The organism is Parabacteroides leei, assembly GCF_023369805.1.
Classification (GTDB): Bacteria; Bacteroidota; Bacteroidia; order Bacteroidales; family Tannerellaceae; genus Parabacteroides; species Parabacteroides leei.
Genome location: NZ_JAMBQG010000004.1, coordinates 125857 through 142243 on the forward strand (window position 1 = coordinate 125857; position 16387 = coordinate 142243).

Annotated in this window: 10 protein-coding genes; 3 read left to right on the forward strand and 7 right to left on the reverse strand. The window is 45.9% G+C overall.

The genetic code is table 11. From position 1 onward, the window contains the following. The first annotated feature begins 8 nt into the window (after positions 1–8). Positions 9–1310 carry a sensor histidine kinase gene (locus tag M1P97_RS08095; protein ID WP_195371940.1) on the forward strand — a complete coding sequence of 434 codons (1302 nt, stop codon included), beginning with the start codon at positions 9–11 and terminating at the stop codon, positions 1308–1310. A 29-nt stretch (positions 1311–1339) separates the two neighbouring features. Here the strand turns inward: M1P97_RS08095 and M1P97_RS08100 are convergent, their stop codons facing one another. Together M1P97_RS08100 and M1P97_RS08105 are read right to left on the reverse strand one after the other, a co-directional pair. Continuing rightward, the gene (locus tag M1P97_RS08100) at positions 1340–2224 is read right to left on the reverse strand and encodes a beta-propeller domain-containing protein (RefSeq protein WP_249388779.1); all 885 of its coding nucleotides are present in this window, start codon (positions 2222–2224) and stop codon (positions 1340–1342) included. Continuing rightward, positions 2221–5550 carry an SUMF1/EgtB/PvdO family nonheme iron enzyme gene (locus M1P97_RS08105; RefSeq protein WP_249388780.1) on the reverse strand — a complete coding sequence of 1110 codons (3330 nt, stop codon included), beginning with the start codon at positions 5548–5550 and terminating at the stop codon, positions 2221–2223. Before M1P97_RS08105 ends, M1P97_RS08100 begins: the two co-directional genes overlap by 4 nt. Before the next feature lie 162 nt (positions 5551–5712). Between M1P97_RS08105 and M1P97_RS08110 the strand changes: the two genes are divergently transcribed. Beyond that, positions 5713–6612 carry an AraC family transcriptional regulator gene (locus M1P97_RS08110; RefSeq protein ID WP_249388781.1) on the forward strand — a complete coding sequence of 300 codons (900 nt, stop codon included), beginning with the start codon at positions 5713–5715 and terminating at the stop codon, positions 6610–6612. A gap of 152 nt (positions 6613–6764) precedes the next feature. Here the strand turns inward: M1P97_RS08110 and M1P97_RS08115 are convergent, their stop codons facing one another. The 4 genes from M1P97_RS08115 to M1P97_RS08130 form a co-directional block, all read right to left on the reverse strand. Then, a complete protein-coding gene (locus M1P97_RS08115) occupies positions 6765–9182 on the reverse strand; it encodes a hypothetical protein (protein ID WP_195371944.1) in 2418 nt (805 codons plus the stop codon). Positions 9183–9208: 26 nt separating this feature from the next. Then, a complete protein-coding gene (locus M1P97_RS08120; protein WP_195371945.1) occupies positions 9209–12013 on the reverse strand; it encodes a sugar-binding domain-containing protein in 2805 nt (934 codons plus the stop codon). A gap of 193 nt (positions 12014–12206) precedes the next feature. Next, a complete protein-coding gene (locus M1P97_RS08125) occupies positions 12207–13304 on the reverse strand; it encodes a phosphotransferase enzyme family protein (RefSeq protein ID WP_195371946.1) in 1098 nt (365 codons plus the stop codon). 150 nt (positions 13305–13454) lie between these two features. Beyond that, entirely contained in the window at positions 13455–13709 is a 255-nt protein-coding gene (locus tag M1P97_RS08130) for a type B 50S ribosomal protein L31 (RefSeq protein ID WP_028726229.1), read from the reverse strand. A gap of 220 nt (positions 13710–13929) precedes the next feature. Between M1P97_RS08130 and M1P97_RS08135 the strand changes: the two genes are divergently transcribed. Continuing rightward, a complete protein-coding gene (locus M1P97_RS08135; protein WP_195371947.1) occupies positions 13930–14928 on the forward strand; it encodes a class II fructose-bisphosphate aldolase in 999 nt (332 codons plus the stop codon). Between the two features lie 54 nt (positions 14929–14982). Here the strand turns inward: M1P97_RS08135 and M1P97_RS08140 are convergent, their stop codons facing one another. After that, positions 14983–16386, reverse strand: a complete 1404-nt coding sequence (locus M1P97_RS08140; RefSeq protein WP_249388782.1) for an MFS transporter — start codon at positions 16384–16386, stop codon at positions 14983–14985. Between the last annotated feature and the right edge of the window lies 1 nt (position 16387).

A 16387-nucleotide genomic window follows, 5' to 3' on the forward strand; every position in this document is an offset into this window, starting at 1 on the left:
GTATACGGATGAGAGTAAAAGGGTTGTTCTGGATTTTAACCGGGTTGTTGTTGACTGTGTTGGGAGTGATGACCTGGCATGTATTTTACAATTTCTCGTCTGCCATGTTTTTCATGGTGGAAGGGCTGGTACTTGTTACAATCTTTTATCTGATCCTGTTTTATCGTCGTATTATCAAGCCGTTGAATATTATTGGAAATGGTATGGAACTATTGAAGGAACAGGATTTTAGTTCACGCCTGAGCCGGGTAGGGCAGAAGGAGGCCGACCGTATTGTCGACATCTTCAATAAGATGATGGAGCAGCTTAAAAACGAACGCCTGCATCTGAGAGAGCAGAACCATTTCCTCGACTTGTTGATCAATGCTTCTCCTATGGGAGTGATCATGTTGAACCTGGACAATGAGATCATATCGCTTAACCCGGCCGCACATAAAATGCTCGGACAACCGACCTCTGTTGTTTTCGAAGGGAAATCTCTGACAGATATAGATTCCCCTTTAGCTATCGAATTGGCAAATATACCTTTATATGAGTCACAGACAGTGCGACTGAATGATGCCAATATTTATAAATGTACGCATTCCTCTTTCGTTGACCGTGGGTTCCATCATTCATTCTATTTAGTGGAAGGTTTGACACAGGAAGTATTCAAGGCAGAAAAGAAAGCGTATGAAAAGGTGATCCGTATGATTGCCCATGAGGTGAATAATACGACTGCCGGTATCACTTCTACATTGGATACGCTTGAATCGACCTTTAGCGAACTGGAAAATACGGAAGATATATGCGAAGTACTGCGTGTTTCCATCGAACGTTGTTACAGCATGAGCCATTTCATCACGAATTTCGCAGATGTGGTACGTATACCGGAACCTCAGACGGTTTCTTGTGAACTGAATGCAGTCGTTACTTCCTGTAAGCGGTTTATGGAAACGATCTGCCGGAATCGTAATATCCGGATTGTCATGGAGCTTGATGAAGTTTCTCCTGTTGTAAAGCTCGACAGTTCTCTTTTTGAACAAGTATTAGTCAATATCATAAAGAATGCTGCCGAATCTATCGATCACGACGGCCATATTTACATACGTACTTCACATAATCCGGTCTGCCTGGAGATAGCGGATACCGGCAAAGGTATTGATAAAGAGACAGAAACCAAACTGTTCAGCCCCTTCTTCTCTACCAAACCGAACGGACAGGGCATCGGCCTGATCTTTATACGTGAGGTTTTACAGAAACAAAACTGTTCTTTCTCCCTGCGTACTTATGCCGATGGCCTGACTCGCTTCCGTATCCTTTTTGAATGAGTTTATTTACTCGATCTGTAATTGCCGGCTTATTCCGCAAAGGAATAGACAGTCGATATATTCACAATGTCCGGATGGAGGGGTAATGTCCAAACGACCTGATTGTCCGGATTGATTTCGACCAGTAACGGTTGTGATTTATTTTTACTGTGACCGTTCCAGTTGCTTATTAGCGTATTGCTGTTTTTATACCGTACCAGTTCTGCCACGAAGAGAAGCGTTATATCCTCTACATCGTCATCGCCTACATTTCTAACGATCTGCTTTCGGGCCGGATCGATTTCCACGAAGTTATGCGCATCGCCGCAGGATACGAGCCAGTTTCCATTGTCGAGTATCTGGATGGCAAAAGGGTTACCTCCGCAATGTACCCGGTTGACGATCTCTTTGTCTTTGTTCATTTCAATTACTTCCCCTTTTCCCATTAATGGGATCAGATAGGTGTTTTGCGGGGTTTTCACGATCTGCCGGAACTGGTCGTGTACGCCGGTTATACTGGTGTCGAATGATAGTTCATCGATCAGTTTCCCATTCGTATCGAGTTCGACGATACGGGAAGGAGTACCGCAGATAGCCAGCATATAGTTGCCGGAGGGGAGACGGGTGGCAGTGAAAAGCTCTTCGCCCTTTTGGGCTTTGAAATCCCAGACAGTTTGTTGATCGCGGGTAATCAGCCGGGCACCGGAGGTATATGCATAGAGGATATGACCATCTGCTGTCATTTCTACATCGTTACAATCTTCTCCCGGGTTTAGCGGGTGGCTCCATTCGATCGCTCCGGTCGCTTTGTCGAGGATCGCTACCTGCTTCCAGCCGCAGCCGGAAACAAGTAACTTCTCTTTGGTATTGTTACATGAGCAATAAGTGCTAATAATTGCTATGAAAAACAAGTATCTGAAATAGCGCTTTATCATTCTTCTGTCATTACTACACGGAATCCTACATTATATACTTTCTGGTATTCACGGTAAGGCAGGCGGAAAGAAGAAGTTGCCCGGTAAGGACGGTCGTACCAGGAACCGCCGCGTGCAACACGCTTACCATTTTCAGATACCAGCTCGTTGCGGCCGTCGTTTTCATTGTACGGATAAGGCTGGTAACTGGATAAGGTCCATTCCCAAACATTTCCGTGCATATCGAACAGATCCCACGGGTTGCGGATATAGCGGCCGACAGGTTCGGAGATAAATCCACCGTCATTATAGGTGGTATCGCGTGGAATCCAATCGTCGTATTTATTGGGATTTTCAATTACCATAGCACTTTCGTAGAACTTATAGGCGGTGCAGGCGGCAAACTCTTTCAATTTAATATCTCCCAGGTTGGCATAGGTCGAGAAGTCGGCAGACATATTCCCGTACCAGAACGGCGTATCGCTTCCGGCGCGGCAAGCCCATTCCCATTGCGCTTCGGTAGGGAGTGAGAACTTCATACCAGTTTTTTCCGATAACCATTTGCAGTAATCCATCGCCTCCTGCCAGGAGATTCGTACCGCCGGTTGGTCGGGGTGGTTCATCGAATATCCCCTACGTCCGAACTGATATCCGTGGCGGTGTTCGTCGCGGCTGTCGTGTTCCGGATCGTATGCCCTGAACTGTGCGTTGGTGATTTCGAAACGTCCCATCCAGAACGCTTTGTCTACCTGTACGATCGTTTGCGGCAACTCGTCCGGATGGCGATCGCTACCCATGATAAAGGAACCAGCCGGTATTTTTACCAGTTCCAGGGTTATGCCGTTACCCAGCGGGATACTCTTCTGGAAATTACCCAAAGCCAGTTGTTTCCATTGGGTGTCTCCCCATTGGGAATAAGCTTTTTGGCTAGGATCGTATACCGGCCATTTGTCAAGTACGGTATCACCAAGAGGCTTTTGTTCTTTTTCGAATCTGACCGGCTCGATGTTTTGAGGGATCTCCGGCAACCATTCGGCCGTCGATTTAGGGGCACCGAACATTTCACGATATAGTTCCCGTAGTTCGTTACTTTTCTGCGTATCCGGGAAGTTCGGAATATCCGAACGACGTCCGTGGAAAGGTGCGTTGAAGTCGATCCAGCAGGCCAGTTTCTCTATCGACTCTTTATCCAGTTGTACATTATAATGTCCTTTCTGAAGGATTTGCATCAACTCCGTCTGGTCGGCATGTACATCCATCGGAACCAGCATGTGCATGTCGCTTTCGATACCCGGCCGGCGTACATACCGGTGCAGGTTGGCATACGACAGGGTGAAATGACCTCCGTAATCTGATCCGGCTCGACCACTGATCTGTGAAGTCCAGTCCGTGATCCATCGATCGCCTTTCAGGTAGGGCTTTCCCGGTTTATCCTGATTGTGGCAGGAGATACAATATTTATCCAATACCGGTTGTACCTCATGGCGATAGCTGAAACCACGTTCCTTACCGTACCATTCTTTGATCGGTTGCGGGCTTTTCTTTGAAGCCGTGGTCATTTTGGGAACAGGTATGGTATTCTTGTCTTCATGGCAGCCGATGCAGGAAAGCGTTTCGCCCGGCATTCCGGTAAACCAGCTACGCATTACCTGAAGAGCTTTTCCTTCTTCGTCGAGCGGTTGAATAAAGATCGGCGTATTGGCCGGAACGGTGAACATGGCAGAACCGTCCTCTTCTACATCTACTTCGCCGAGAATACGTTTAATATCCCAAGGGCCATCCATACCGATCGTACCTAACAAACCTCCCTGGTTCAGCGGACTGAAACTAAAGGAACCGACGCGAAGTTTCTTCACTGCCCCGCGGGGAATGCCTTTCAGGCCATCGCCATGATAGACATCCTGCATGAAGACGGTTGTGGTGGTAGATGCCAGGTCTATGCGGTCGGGGATGATAGCCGGGGCTTTTCTGGCTTCCATCAGTACCGGATCGAGATAGGCGATGTTTTCTTCTTCGGCTATCAGGGTACGGTTGTCGTAGATATCTACCAGATAGATACCCCACAGGCTTTCGGGGCTATCCTTCATAGATACCAGATAATAGGTGTCGTTCAGGGGGTAAGGTTGCAGGAACTGAGGCCATACGCCATCCGGCAAGCGGTCGCGTACCAGTGGTTCCACTTTTCGTCCGGCATGGGGGATCTCGGCGATTACTCCGTCTGCTTCGTGTCTTCCTTTACGGGTATCGATCACGAGCAGACGTCCGCTGCGGGATACGCTGTGGTGTCCGGTCGCTACTCCGACAATGGCTGACGGACGTCCGGGGATAGGGCGGGCACTAAAGAATGACGTAGGAAAATAGGAGTTCGAACCATAGAAGGCCGATTGCGAAGTGCCGTCCGGGTTCATGGTGAACATGACGCGTGAGTTGGAATGGGGCAGGTCTGCATATTCCCAACGCTGATAGAGCAGCATACCGTTTTCCATCATAACCGGGTCCCAATTACTGTCCTGGTCGTAGGTCAACTGACGAGTCAGTTGTGTTTTGGGGTCGTAAAGATACAGGCCGCACATTTTGTTTCCTCCGTTTGTACAGGGAAGTCCGAGGAATGTCCCTGTGGAGCAGAAGATATACCGTCCGTCGGGAGTATAGCAACCGTCGAAACTGTCGAAATCTTTATAGCTATCGGGTGTCAATTGCCGTGTCTTTCCGGTTTTCATATCCAGTTCGAACAGATGCCAGCGGTCGGAGGTTCCGATGGAGGAATACATTAGTCGGTTTCCATCGAAGTGAGGTTCCGGATCAGTGATGATCATGCCCTGTTCCGGTTTATAGATAGTGGTTTGTTTTATTTTGCCGGGGGTAATATTCAGGGATACGAATTCGTTCGTCCATCCTGTTTTAGGGTTTCCTATCTCGGAGTTATTCTGGAAGTTGGAAGGGGCGATACCTAATCCGCCACTCATGGCTTTACGGGCATTATCGCCTAATGTTCTCCGGATGGCAACGACCTGTTTGCCGGCCAGTAGCGGGTTGGCCAATAAAGCGGCATCCAGTTGTTGCAGTAGCTTTTGGGCTTGTTTCTCCGCTTTCGGATCTTTGGCTTTCAAACCTTTGATAAGTGTTTCCTTATCTGCCTTCAGTTCTTCGAGAGCCTTTTCGAAATCTTTATCCGGACGATAACTATCCGGATATTTCTTCTTCAGATTATCTGTTGCCAATTTGTATTTTTCCGGTGAATAATAGGTAAGCCGGTTAATCAGGCTTTGCCAGGAGTCTTGTGCGGAAAGTAAGAACGGACAACATAGTCCGGCCAAAATAAACAGAGCTGTAATGATCCGTTTCATAGTGTGTTAGTATTATGTTATAAGATGAAGTTTAGTAGTTACAAAAATAAAGCATCTCTTTTTCTTAACTTTGACAAAATAAGATGAATACTTTGCATAATCCGATATTGTGATTTGAATATAATTCCTATATTTGCGACGGTTAACTAATAAACATCTGATATGCTTGTCTCTTATTCTCCGTATGACTTGTCGCTGCCTTTGCTTTATGCCGATCATTCCCGGGTGGAAACCTGGTGGAATTATCAGGATGTCATCAGCCCTTTTTACCGGCTTTATTTGATAACCAAAGGAAAAGGTAAAGTTTATATCAATCAGAAAGGATATGAACTGTTACCCGGCCAACTGTTCCTGATACCTAAGTTTGCTTTTCATAGTTATGAATGCGATGATTTTATGGAGCATTATTATATCTGTTTCTTTGACGAAACGAAAGGAGGGAAGGGCATCAGTAATCCGATGAAAATGAATTTGCAGGTGGAAGCTACTCCAATGGATTATTCTTTGATGGAGCGTTTTCTGGCTCTAAATCCTTATAAATCGTTACCGACGTCAGATCCTAAACATTATGATAATGACCGGAATATTTATACCAAGGAGGAGGAGATATCTGTTTCGACATTTTCCAACCTGGTAGAAAGTAGCGGTATTCTGCTGCAACTTTTTTCCCGTTTTATAACAGAAGAGTGTCTGCTTTTTCCGGAGGCGAACAGTTTGTATGAGAAGCTGGATGTGGCGATACAATATATAAATAAACATCTGGACCGACGTATTTCTGTTTCGATGCTGGCTGATCTGATGTGTATTACTTCCGACCACTTCTCTAAGGTATTCAAACGGATAATAGGTATGCCTCCTTGTGAGTATATTCAGATGAAACGGATTGAACGGGCGCAGACTCTATTGCTTACTTCTCATATGTCTATCATTGAAATAGCGGAAAAAGTAGGGATCAGTAACCTTTCCCAGTTTTCCCGCCTGTTTTCGAAGATGGTCCGTTGTTCCCCGAGAGAATACCGCTTAAGACAATTCAATGCACTGAAATCCGAGAATCATAGATGACCTGACGTGGCATTTAGTCAAACGGCTTTAGCACTATAGTGACGCAACCATCAGCACTATAGTGCCAGCCATAGTAGGACTATAGTGCTGGCACTTTGAGATGCAACAGCACTATGACTTACTGGCTTTTGGCCTGATAATCCGTCTTGTTTTTATTTGTTGAGTCTGATTCCTTCCGGTGTCCCTTTGGTGATGTAACGAATAATTACTTCCGGTGCGTCTTCGCTGGTCTGTTCGCAAGAAAAAGCGACAGCCGATGAACCGGCAGGAAGCAGGGCTTTACCTTGAGGTTGCACTTCGCTGATCACATTGTAATTCTTATCGGTCACTACCGCTTTACCATCAAAAGTATAAAGCAGGTACTGGCGGTCGGAGATCTCGCAAGGGAACTTTATTACTCCTTTAGGGGTTGTGAATGACGGATCTTTGATCGTGCCGTCTCCATCTACTTTCAAACGGATTGCATACATACTTTCGTAAGGACTTTCCCATGACCAGTCTGCTCCGCCTGGTTGTCCCGGTTGCATTTCTGCCAGGTTACAACGATAATGTTTGGAGATATGGAGCGGATAAAGGTTGTAGTTTTCTTCACTTACTTTTTCCAGATGCCATTCAGTCAGCGGATCTCTCAGTAGAGTTTTTTGTTCTTCAGTGAAAGCTTCTGCCTCGCGTAGCTTGTCCCAGTTTTTGATAGTTTCCAGTAATTTATCGATCTGTCCGTGACGGCGTAATGTGTTACTGTTGATCGTCATGGCATAGCCGGCATCAAAACCGGCTGATTCGGATAATGCCCACTCCAGGTCCTCCAGGGAAGAACATTCGAAGTTACGGTCTGCCAGGCGGATCAGGAACCATCCCAACATACGCGGAAAAAGATTACGTTTGAAGAATGCCTGGTTCTTGATACGGTTCTCTACCTGCCCTGTACGCATCGCTTCTCCCCAAGGCTCGCCCCAGTTCATGCGGGTATGGATATGCCATAAGTTATGGCTGAGGCGGCTGGCGTCGTTCAATACGTTATGATTCAGTTGATTGTACCAGCGATAGACAAAGCGGTTGTTTGCATATTCGTCTTGTCCGGTGTAAGAGCATCCTTCCAGACCGTCGAAAGAGATCTGGCAAAGTCCTGTTTTATTCATAATCTCAGCCAAGCGGTCGGAGAATTTATCTTGCAGGACCAGGTCGGGGAACAGGGTTTTATACGGATAATCCCATAATTTGTAAAGCGGGGTCTTTTGTGAATGAGCAGTAGCTGTCGTACCGTATGCGCCTCTTTTACAGTTTTTCAGCAGAAGAGTTTCTCCTTTATCCTCCGTGTTTCCGTAAGTAATCAGCTCCTGGTCGATCTGCATGGCGTTCAGTGTCATGGGTCTATCGAACAGGCTAGACTTTTTGATTGTGATTTCTGTCTGGTCTTTGTCCAGGTCGGCAGTGAGTGATAAAACGCCTTGCTTCAGCAGGTGTTCGGTAGGGACAGGAGTGACATACGCATCGTTGGTTGTCATAAAGTTGCTGAGCGTATGTACGCCGACGGCAATGCCTTCAGCCTTTGCCTTGTCTACCATTTTCCTGACACCCTCATCACCGCTTTTCGTGAATTTAGGATCCCAGTTGAAATGTCCCCAGTCTAGGAACGGACCGCTATGGTATACATATTTGAATCCGGCAATCTTAGCTTTATCGAGGATCATGTCAAAATTATTTTCCGAGAAGTCGGAGATCAGATAAGACTTCATGGCAGCACGGGCGGTTTTGCCCCATTCGCCGTCGAACAAAGGATGTGGCAAACCTTGCTCCAGTTCGATTTCTCCGATACGGGCAAGAGCTTCTGTATTTTTACTTCCGAAGAAAGCTATTTTAGCCCCTTTGATCAGACCGTCTGCTCCTTCGACCGGGAGAACCAGTGAGTTATTCAGTCCTTGTACCTGACGGTATTCCTGTTTATTTCTTCTGCGGGCGGAGAAATGGAATACTGTACCATCGGAGATATCGGCAGCCGCCAGTTTGTAATCAGGGATGCTGGCAACGGATAATTCGGCAGCTTTTCCGGTGTAACCATAAGTTTGTGTAACCAACTGGCCGTACTCTTCCGGTATTCCTGCATTTGTCTTGATGTTCAGCGCCTGTATGCCGAAAGCAACGCCGTTGCCCTGAGCGACACCGACCACATCGCCGACCATTTCATTGATATTAACGGCTAATGGACCGAATAGCAATACTTCATATTTTTCCGGGATATTGGCTACTTCCAACGTAATGCAGACTTCGCTTTCCTTATGTTTCAGGGAGATAGTCCCCCCATCGGACATGGTCAGTTTAAGTTGATTGCCACTGGAAGTCAATTTTGTCGGGGTCACCAGTTTGTTATCTATACAGGCCGTTACGAGCGGGTACTTTCCTGTGTGTAAAATATCTTTTCCTTCTATCTGGATAGAAGAAAAGTAGCCATTGTTGTCGATCCCGATTTGGGTTGAACGGGTTTTCAGGTTTACATTCTGTGCACCGGCCTGAAAGACGAACGCGAATGTAAAAAGCAAAACGATTCTACCGATTAAAGAGAGGTGTTTCATGTTTGTTTATTTAATATGTTAACCTTTTATTTTTGATATAGGGCCTTTACTAATGCCGGGTCTAACGAAGCAGACGGATTGAAACGGTCGGATGCCATATATTGCAGGATACTCTGTCGGAACTGGCGTGCTGCCGGACGTTTATCCAGGTCTTTTTGAAGGTCTGCACTGCATACCATCAGTTTTCCGTTACCTATTTTGCCTTCCAGCAGGATTCCCAGTTTCCGGTTCGTGAACCAGTCATCTACCAGTTGCACTATCGGACGGTAATCTGCCGGGAAGTCATCCAATACCATTGCATTGCAATTGCTTACCAGATCCCACCACTGATAATCGCTGTATCCTTCGGTAGGGAAGGCTGCCAGTGCCGGGTGTGCCGGATTGCAGAGGATTCCCAGCGTATGGGGAGGTTGCTTGTTCGTCCAGGCTGTATTCCAGAAGATGGAAGAGAAACCGACACGGATATCTCCGCCTTTTTCCGGCAGGATACTTCCGGGAGCTAACAGGAGCAGCACATTTTCTCCTTTGTCGAGGCGTTCCATCGTCTGGTTGTCGAGTGTAGAGGTTATATAGGGCTGTTGCTCTACGGCTTCCTGTTTGGCGGGGTATACCCAGATATTCCATTGGTTCTTACTGTTTGTCTCTTTCACTTCCACGCTGACGAGCAGTTGCGATGGTTCACCGATACCGGAGAGGGCATATTCGATTTCACCTGCCGGGATACAGTTGGTTACCGGAAGGTCTTTCGTGAAACAGCCTTGTGCCAGTTTAGTACCGGCCCGGTCGCTGATCTGCCAGTTGATATTGGCTGCCTGTAAAGGTTTTTCTCCGAAATGGGCTATTTCGACCGGGACACTTAATGTCTCATTATTCAACCAGACCATTTTGGGGAAACGGATAAGCGGAACTGTCTTGTTACAGAATGTGCTGTATTCATCACCTGTTACATATCCTTTTTCATCCCAGAACGGATCGAGAACGCCTACAAGCGCTGTCCCCTGCCCCGGAAAATCATGCAGGTCGAGTAACTGGAAACCGGCAAAGCCCGGAGTACGTAACGCTGCTTCTATATCGGCTTTGTAACAAAGCGTTTGTAACCGGCCGGAAGCATAAAGAAATGCATCGGCAAGGTCGTCCATGTGATGATCTTTCAATGTTTCTCGGAATATCTCGAAGTTTTTAGCTTTCAGGATGCCGGTGTATTTATCTATTTCCTTTAAGTTCGGATATACACACCATTGTCCGATCTCATGGCTGACGGTCGGCATATTTTTTCGGATGATATCGGCGAAGTCATAATCGGTACGGGGAGGTTGTGCGTTGATTACACTGCGCAAACCTTCTCCCCATCGCTGGATACGCGGATCCATTGGGTCCCAGTAGTCTGCATTGTCCACATAAGGCCATCCACCGGCGGTGGTATAGACATGGCGAAGGTCTTTCGATTTCCAGTAGTCGATCAAACCGGACAGGTATTCGGCTTGGTTCGCTCCACCCGGTTCGTTTCCATAGGCCATCAAGCAGAAAGAAGGATGGTTGCCGTATTCTTTCAGGATGCGGTCGCTTTCTTCGCGGAACCACTGGTCGGAGTAACCACCGTTTCCTACGGTTGCCCAACCTGCACATTCGACCTGCAGATAGAATCCCATACTGTCGGCAACGGCGAAGGCTGCTTCGGGAGGACACCAGGAGTGGAAACGGACATGGTTCAGACCGTATGCTTTGCACTGATTATATATTTTTGTCCAGTAAGCACGATCCATGGCGGGATATCCGGTCAGCGGGAATATACAGCATTCCAGAGTTCCCCGGAGGAATACCGGATGGCCGTTTACTTCGAAACGTGTACCGTTTGCCTTGAACTCGCGGAGACCGAAAGTACGGTATTGCTCCTCTTTCTTTCCGTCACTCTCTACGACAGCACACAGTGTGTAGAGGTTCGGATTGTGCTCCGACCAGAGCAGGGCATCTTCTCCCATAGATAGAGTGACTTCCTGCTTCATCCCGGCTTCGGGGTTGATGGTGACTTTATGAGGTTTGCCAACCACACCGCCGTCTTTTTTCTCTATCTGAAGAAGGAGGGTGGCATCGTTTGTTTCGGTTGTGCCATCCAATGATACGGCTACCTTAATCGTTTTATCGGTGATGTTCGGGTATATCTGTATGTCGTCTATATAAAGGGACGGTTTGGCTGTCAGGCTGATCGTTCCGATTACACCGTTCCAGTTCGACTGTGTATGGTCGGAAACGCTATGTGCATTCACGCCGACTTCAATATTGACCCGGTTGTCTACGCGAAGGGTCAGCGTATGTTTACCGGGTGCCAACTCTTTGAACGTATAGCGATAGGGAGTAGACAATGATTCGTGTTTCCCCATTTCGACACCGTCCAGAAAAAGTGTCGTTTCCCAATGCGTGCGTTCCAGTTCGAGTTGTACCGGATTACCACTCCATGAGGCAGGTATGTCGATCTCCTTCTGGTACCAAGCGACTCCTACATAATGTTTGTCCGGATTCAGCCAGAAAGGTACTTTGATATTTCCCGGCTGGCGGAATTTCTCATATAAAGGGGAATCATACCATGACTTGTCGACGATCTGTCCGGTCCAGGGTGTTTCAATCCCGACCTCATCGCCGTATCCCTGCTCCTGAAGCGAACCGGGCAGATGGATCGTGTCGGTCAATGACCGGGTGTACCATTGCTCTGCCAGTCCACGGTCGTTCCGGTCGAGGGCAAAGCGCCATTCACCTTGCAGGGATTGTTTATTATCTGCCTGACGGCAGGCTATAAGGGTCAAAAAGGAGAGTAAAATCAAGAAACTCTTTTTCATAAGTACTTTATTTGTGTAAGTTAGATATACAGTTGTCTTTATTTTGCAAAGAAAAGTGTTTACGAAGAGAGATTAAATAGATAATAATATCTAATAGATGGACTATCTTACGATTGGAGGGGAAGGAACAAAAAAATCCCAAAAGTAAGATGATATACTTTTGGGATCTTATAAATTCTGGTTTGCTACTATTTTACAGCCATTCTTTCATAAAACTGTCCATCTCTTCTGCGTGTTCTTCCAGGCTTTGCAGCAGTTTGAACTGAGCTTTAGTACGGATCAGGTTATGTTTCGGGCTATGGATCTTATAATAAGTATCGCCGTTGATATAGTCTGTCAGGAAGCGTACGGTCTGCATATAAGTCAATAGACGACCGCCATAAGGAAGCAGGCTGATTTCAAGCGGAGAAAGGAATGCCTTGGCTGTTTCCATATAACCACGGGTATATGCTTTGAAGATATCCATGTTCACATTTACGTTGTCCAGGTTTTCATCGTCTTCTGCACCGGTGTTTGCTCCTGTACGGATAAAGTCACCGATATCCGACAAAACGAATCCCGGCATAACGGTATCGAGGTCGATCACACAGAGCACTTTGTCTGTGTCGGCATCGAACATCATGTTGTTCACCTTTGTATCGCAATGGTTTGTACGTTTCTGAAGTTTGCCTTCACGATATAAACGTTCCTGGATACACATGGCATCCGCACGTTTTTCTACTTCTTCGATCAGGTCTTTCACTTCTTCCAGACGTCCGGCAGCATTAGCCTTAACTGCATCGTGGAATTGTTGCAGGCGGAATTCCATATTATGGAAGTTAGGAATTGTTTCACCCAGTGATCCTTCCGGCAGGTCTGACAGCATGGATTGGAAATCACCGAAAGCTTTTCCTGCTTCATAAGACAGTTCGGGAGTTACTTCTTCGTAGCTTTTGCTGTTCGGGATGAACAGGCATACACGCCAGTAACTGTCGCCGTCGAAGTAATAAGGTTTGCCCTCTTTTGTCGGAAGGAAAGTCAGTACTTTACGGTCGATATCGCTTTCGCCTTTGGCTTCCAGTTTCTTACGGATATGTGTCGTTACAGTGTTGATATTGTTCTGTAACATATCTACATTTGTAAAGATCAGATGGTTGATACGTTGTAATACGTATTTGATTTCACCTTTTTCGTTCGTTACTTTCAGCGTATCGTTAATGTGTCCGTTTCCGAAAGGTTCAGCGGAAACTACTTTTTCTGCCAGTGTGAACTGGTCGAGAATGTTCAGTAATTCTTCTTTTGTTTTTGCCATGGTATTTTATTCGATTAATATAGCTTTTAACAAGCTACAAATATAGGAATATTTTTAATTTCCCCTCTTTCTAATTCCGAAAATGGGGAGAGCATAAAAAAAGGCTGCGAACTAAATCGCAACCTTTTTTCATTTCCTTGCAGGAAATGATTATTTCTTATTACGGTTACCGTAACGGCTCATGAACTTATCAACACGTCCAGCAGTATCCACCAGTTTAGACTTACCAGTGTAGAACGGGTGTGAAGTGTTAGAGATTTCGACCTTTACCAGTGGGTATTCAACACCGTCGATTTCGATTGTTTCTTTTGCATTAATAGTTGAACGAGTGATAAATACATCATCGTTTGACATGTCCTTGAATACTACAGGACGATAGTTTTCAGGATGGATTCCTTTTTTCATTGCTTCTTTATCTAATTTAATTTATACTCTTATTAGTTTGGTAACCGGTAAATTGGCTTGCAAAGGTATGGATTTGCTCTAAACAAACAAAGAAATTCTGACTATTTTTTCCGAAACCTTGACTTTTGTGTTATTTTATATGCTTAATAGCATAATATATTTGGATAGTTTTTATCTTTGTACAAGATTTTCAATCATTAACGTAATAACATATACAACAATGGTAAATTACAAAGACTTAGGTTTGGTAAACACTAAAGAAATGTTTGCTAAAGCCATCAAAGGCGGATATGCAATTCCGGCTTTCAACTTCAATAACATGGAACAGATGCAGGCTATCATCAAGGCTGCTGTTGAAACAAAATCTCCGGTTATCCTGCAGGTATCTAAAGGTGCTCGTCAGTATGCTAATGCGACTCTGTTGCGTTACATGGCTCAGGGTGCAGTTGAATATGCAAAGGAATTAGGTTGTGCTAATCCGCAGATCGTTCTTCACCTGGATCATGGTGATACTTTTGAAACTTGCAAGAGCTGTATCGATTCAGGTTTCTCTTCTGTAATGATTGACGGTTCTCACCTGCCTTACGAAGAAAACGTAGCTTTGACAAAGAAAGTTGTTGACTACGCTCACCAGTTCGATGTAACAGTTGAAGGTGAACTAGGTGTATTGGCTGGTGTTGAAGATGAAGTTTCTTCTGACCATCACACATATACTGACCCTGAAGAAGTAATCGATTTCGCTACTCGCACAGGTTGCGATTCTTTGGCTATCTCAATCGGTACTTCTCACGGTGCTTACAAATTTACTCCGGAACAGTGCCATATCGATCCGAAGACTGGCAAGATGGTTCCCCCTCCATTGGCATTCGAAGTATTGGACGCTGTAATGGAAAAACTTCCGGGATTCCCCATCGTACTTCACGGTTCTTCTTCTGTTCCTGAAGAAGAAGTTGAAACAATCAACAAATACGGTGGTGCTTTGAAAGCTGCTATCGGTATTCCTGAAGAAGAATTGCGTAAGGCTGCTAAGTCTGCTGTTTGCAAGATCAACATCGACTCAGACTCTCGTCTGGCTATGACTGCTGCAATCCGTAAGACTTTCGCTGAAAAACCAGCTGAATTCGATCCTCGTAAATATCTGGGCCCGGCTCGTGATAATATGGAAAAATTGTACAAACACAAAATTCTTAACGTTTTGGGTTCTGACAACAAACTTTAATTCAGGTTACAGATTAAATATAGGAAGTCACTCTGCATTTGCAGGGTGGCTTTTTTATTTGAATCCTTTCAATGGGCGTGGTTGTGAAATTCTCAGGCAGCTGACTACTGCGGCAACAACAGCAAAACCGGTAGCTAAATATAGACACGCTTGCGAACTATTGGTCGGGATTAAGTTGAATATCATGGCAACTAATGTCGCTCCCAATGTTTGTCCCAGTAAGCGTGCCGTTCCCAACATCCCGCTTGCTCCGCCACTTCGGTTGGATGGAGCAGAAGAGATAATAGTACTGTTGTTGGGTGTCTGGAATAAGCCGAATCCTGCACCACAGATGAACAGACGCCATACAATATCCATATTTGTTGGATCAGAGGGGAGAATGGCTAAAAGGAAGAGCCCTGTTGCAAATATGGTCATGCCGATTCCTCCCAATATACCTGCATGGATACGTTCAACCAGGCGTCCCGCAAGGGGAGCCATGATCATAGTGCCCAGTGGCCAGGGTGTCAGAAGTAATCCGGTTGTTACATCGCTACGTCCCAACGAACCTTGCAGGAAAAAAGGAAGGGAGATCATCGCTAGCATTTGTCCGGTGAAGGAACAGATAGATGTGCCGATCGACATGGAGAAGATCGGGATACGCATCAGGTCGACGGGAAGTAATGGAAATTGCTGTTTCAACTGGCGGCGGACAAAGAAATATCCGGTCACGCATAAAGCAATGATCCCTCCTATGATCAGTGAAAGGTTTTCTTTATGAGCAATACCTTCAAGTGAGAAAATCAACAATCCGAAGGTAAAAGCGTTCATTACACAACTGATTTTATCGAAGAGCCTGCCAGTTACCTTTACCGGATTTGCGGGTAAGTGCATCATCCCGATCACTAAAGCTGCGATCCCGATCGGGATATTGATTGCAAAGAGCCAGTGCCAGGAACCTAGTGATAAAATGATAGAGGCTATAGTTGGTCCTGCGGCGATGGATACTGCGACAACCAGTGCATTAATACCCATCCCACGACCTAGAAAACGTTTTGGATAAATGATCCGGAGCAGCGCCGTATTCACGCTGGTGATGGCAGCAGCTCCGAATCCCTGTAATATACGTGCAGCAGTCAACATCCAGAACGAATCGGCCAAAGCGCAGATAGCAGATGTGATGCTGAACAGCAAGATTCCTGATAAGTAAATCCTCCGATAACCGTAAATGTCTCCCAATGAAGAGAAAGAGAGAAGCGAAATGGTGATGGCCAGCTGATAGGCATTGACTACCCAGATCGTTACGGACGGTGATGTTCCCAGGTCGCGTGCTATGGTCGGTAATGCAACGTTGGCAATGGTTCCGTCTATCACCGACATTCCTACTCCTAAAGCTGTGGCTAAGATGGCCCAGTAACGCTTGGGTAACGGCAATCCGTCGTTTTCATTTACAGTTGTGGCGTGATTTGACAATATCATT